Genomic DNA, 3,323 nt, shown 5'->3' with positions numbered 1-3,323 from the left:
ATTAAAATAAAACCGATGACAACACCGTGTATGCGCAATGGCCGCAAAAGGCCGGCGCACCGCCGAAGCCACTGCGCATACACCTAACGTTGTACATAATTTTGACCACCTAAATTGAAAGGAAAAAACATAACATTTATCGTCGGTGCTGGAGCTGTTCAAAATGCCTGGAATCCTGTAATTAGGGCAATTAATAAAACAGAAGATATCGAAACAAATGGTGATGGAGCAAATTTTCTATTCGCACGTTACATCTATTTGTTAAAATTTTACTCTTCAATAGCCAAAGCTGGAAAACACCCAAAAATGTTTGAGATGATGAAGTCGAACATTAGAGTATTAAAGAAGAATATTGCTGATGAATTAAAAAAAGCACAAAATTCAGGTGAAATAAAACCAAGAGAAAACTTCAAGGAAATTGTAGATAAGTTTGTTATGTCTAAAGTTGACCGAGCTTATTTGGTTACCACTAATTGGGATAACATAATTGATTTGGAAATAAATAAACTATATCGTTCTAATAATCCTGACACAAATTCTAGAATTGAAAGCTTCCATATTCATGGAAGTATTGAATCGCCAGACGAACTTTACTTACCCTCAGAAATTACCCAAGAAGTATATAGAACAAAAGAAGAAGAAATGAAATTGGGGAGGAACCATGGTTCTTTGATGTCTTTATTAGAAAATGGAAACAGAACTGTTCTTTATGGAATATCCCTTGACCCACTAGATGCTGAATTAAATCAAACTCTTGGAGCTGGTATTTCATCACCAAATATTGAAGAAGTAATTATTATTAATCCAAGTCACGAAATAGTTGCTAATAGAGTAAAACTGCTATTAGATAAAAGATATCCAGCTAAAATATTAGCTTATAACCCCAATGATTTGAACAAAAAAATTGAGTATAATTAAAAACTATGTACAACAGGTCCTATAAGTAATGTCCTAAAAACCTATTAGCCTGAAAAAGGACACTACTTATAGCCCTGTCGTTAGCAACTATTAGAAAAAACAACCAATTATGAATAAACCAATCTTTAAAATTCTTGCATCTGCTGTCTTACTTATCATAGGATTTGTATGTGGAACTTTTTATAACAAATCTAATGATGAGCCGAAAAAAGAAATAGTAACAAGTGGTTCTGATTTTGAAATGATTCAAGAAGTTACTAATGAATTCGTAACTGCCTGGATAAATGGAGACGCTGAAGGATGTGCAAATACTTATTCTGAAAATGCTGTATTTATGGTTCCAGACCAACCATCTTATCACGGAAGAAAAGCAATTAAAGACCGTTACGCAGAAATGTTTAACAAACGGAATGACTCAACTCTCATTGAAATGACTGAAACAGTAAAGGAAGTAATTATGCTTGATGATTGGGCAGTAATTAGAGGTTCTGGTTTTGAAACGAGAGATTCAGAAGGAGCAAGCGGAACATACAAATGGATAATATTGAGTAAAAAACAACCAAATGGAAAATGGGAATCTGTATGGGATATTTTTAACGATGTTGAAGAAGTAGAATAACAGTTGCTAACAATGGCTATACGTATAATGCGGGTTGAAGTGCTAAATCGAAGTTTCGGCTTATTTATCCGCTCGCAGTTTAGATATTTATGAAACAAAAATTAACAAATATAAAAACGGCTCGCTGCCGTTGGTGCAAGATTGAAAACTTCCGCTTTTCAATCCCGCACTACGCATAGCCTAGACCGTTGTGGTGCATTTGAGGAAACCGCATATGACAGAGAAAAAACACAAAATAAATTGATTGAATTTTATAATAAAAAATTATGATTGGAGTAGCAATTCTTTTTATCGTTCTCGGAATTTTAATAAAATACGGAAAAATGTATTGGCTCATTGCTGGCTATAATACGATGCCAAAAGAAGAAAAAGAAAATTACAATATAGAAGGAATAGCAAATGTATTTCGGAATGCAATGTTCGGAATGGCTTTAATCATAATTGCTGGATTTTTCATTGCTAAATTGACTGAAAACCCGAATATTCAATATTATGCTTTTGGGATTTCTATGATTATTGGAATACCATACTTGTTAATTCAGTCGAACTCAAAAAAACATAAAAAGAATCAAGATAAAATGGATTGAAATCCAAAACGGAATTAGAACTGAAAATAATAAAAACGACACCACAACAATGGCTATAATTAATACGGGGTTTTGTGCTAAACCTAAAGTTTATGCATATTTACGAAGTCCGCCAAATCTTTTGATTTGGCTTTAGAAAAAAAAAGATAAAACAAAATAAAAAGATTTGGCTAATTGCTTAATCGGAAATTAATTACTTCTAATTCCCGTACTAACCATAGCCGCGACGTTGGCAAACATTTCAAACTAAAATTTAAAATCATGAATAAATTAATAATTATTCTATCCTTTTTATTGGCCACAACACAACTTTCTAGTCAAAAAAAAATTGATTTAACTAGTGATGAATCATTGACCAAAATTTTTAATAAAGAAGAAATTGAAGGTTTGGAATCGATAGTTCGATTTGTGGACAATATGGTGTTAAAAAGTACAAGTGAGAACAACCCAAGTAATGCTTATCATCTCTATTTTGAAGAAATCGTTCAAACTCCCGAATACATAGTTCCGTTTAAAGAAGTTACGAAGTATCAATTCCTAAAAAATTTAGATTCTACACAATTAACAATAGTATGGAGGTTTAGCCAAAATGCGGGAGTTTTTAAATATAGAGATAGCATATATAGAAATCCCGACTTTATTACCTTCCTAGAAATAAAGCCATTTAGCAAATACATGGACTATTTAAAAGATTTAGGTAAAAATGATCCATATTTTAAGGCCATACAACAGGAGTTTGACGGGGCGGGAAACCTAATGGCGGGTTCAGCAGCATGGTTTGAGAAAAACCATAAAAGTTTTGATTTTGATATTCCTAAAAACAGATTATGGGCAGCAATTTATCTTCTAAGCAACGAGGAAACTATCGAAATGAAACTTGATAGGTATTACAAAAACAAATAAAAACGATTTGCCAACAAAACCTATAAACAATACGGGCTTCAGGCTTAACTGAAAGGTTTGTGTATTTTTATGAAGTCCGCAAAATCTTTGGGATTTTGCTTTAAACAAGGAAAAGAAAAAACAAAACAAAACAAAAAGATTTTGCTATGTGCGTGGCGGAAAGCAAACGCTAGTTTGCTCCCGTACTGTTCATAGGTACTGTGTTGTCATCAATTATCGATCCGGGAGGGTCGTTTTTTTCCAAGGTTTGCGGAAAAAGGGAGGGGTTCTTTTTAGGGCCGGCCGTACCCGACCTT

Annotated in this window: 4 protein-coding genes; all 4 read left to right on the top strand. The window is 33.3% G+C overall.

What is annotated here, in order from left to right; genetic code table 11:
* Positions 1–114: 114 nt before the first annotated feature.
* The 4 genes from LX92_RS22245 (at position 115) to LX92_RS22230 (ending at position 3,027) form a co-directional block, all read left to right on the top strand.
* A complete protein-coding gene (locus tag LX92_RS22245; protein ID WP_109655265.1) occupies positions 115–918 on the top strand; it encodes an SIR2 family protein in 804 nt (267 codons plus the stop codon).
* A 109-nt stretch (positions 919–1,027) separates the two neighbouring features.
* Positions 1,028–1,537, top strand: a complete 510-nt coding sequence (locus LX92_RS22240; RefSeq protein WP_109655263.1) for a YybH family protein — start codon at positions 1,028–1,030, stop codon at positions 1,535–1,537.
* A gap of 266 nt (positions 1,538–1,803) precedes the next feature.
* A complete protein-coding gene (locus LX92_RS22235; RefSeq protein ID WP_109655261.1) occupies positions 1,804–2,124 on the top strand; it encodes a DUF3784 domain-containing protein in 321 nt (106 codons plus the stop codon).
* Positions 2,125–2,385: 261 nt separating this feature from the next.
* A complete protein-coding gene (locus LX92_RS22230) occupies positions 2,386–3,027 on the top strand; it encodes a hypothetical protein (RefSeq protein ID WP_109655259.1) in 642 nt (213 codons plus the stop codon).
* Positions 3,028–3,323: the final 296 nt, after the last annotated feature.

The organism is Maribacter polysiphoniae, assembly GCF_003148665.1.
In the GTDB taxonomy this organism is placed as follows: Bacteria; Bacteroidota; Bacteroidia; order Flavobacteriales; family Flavobacteriaceae; genus Maribacter_A; species Maribacter_A polysiphoniae.
The sequence above is the reverse complement of the archived record's forward strand: the minus strand, read 5'-3'. Positions and strand labels throughout refer to the sequence as shown.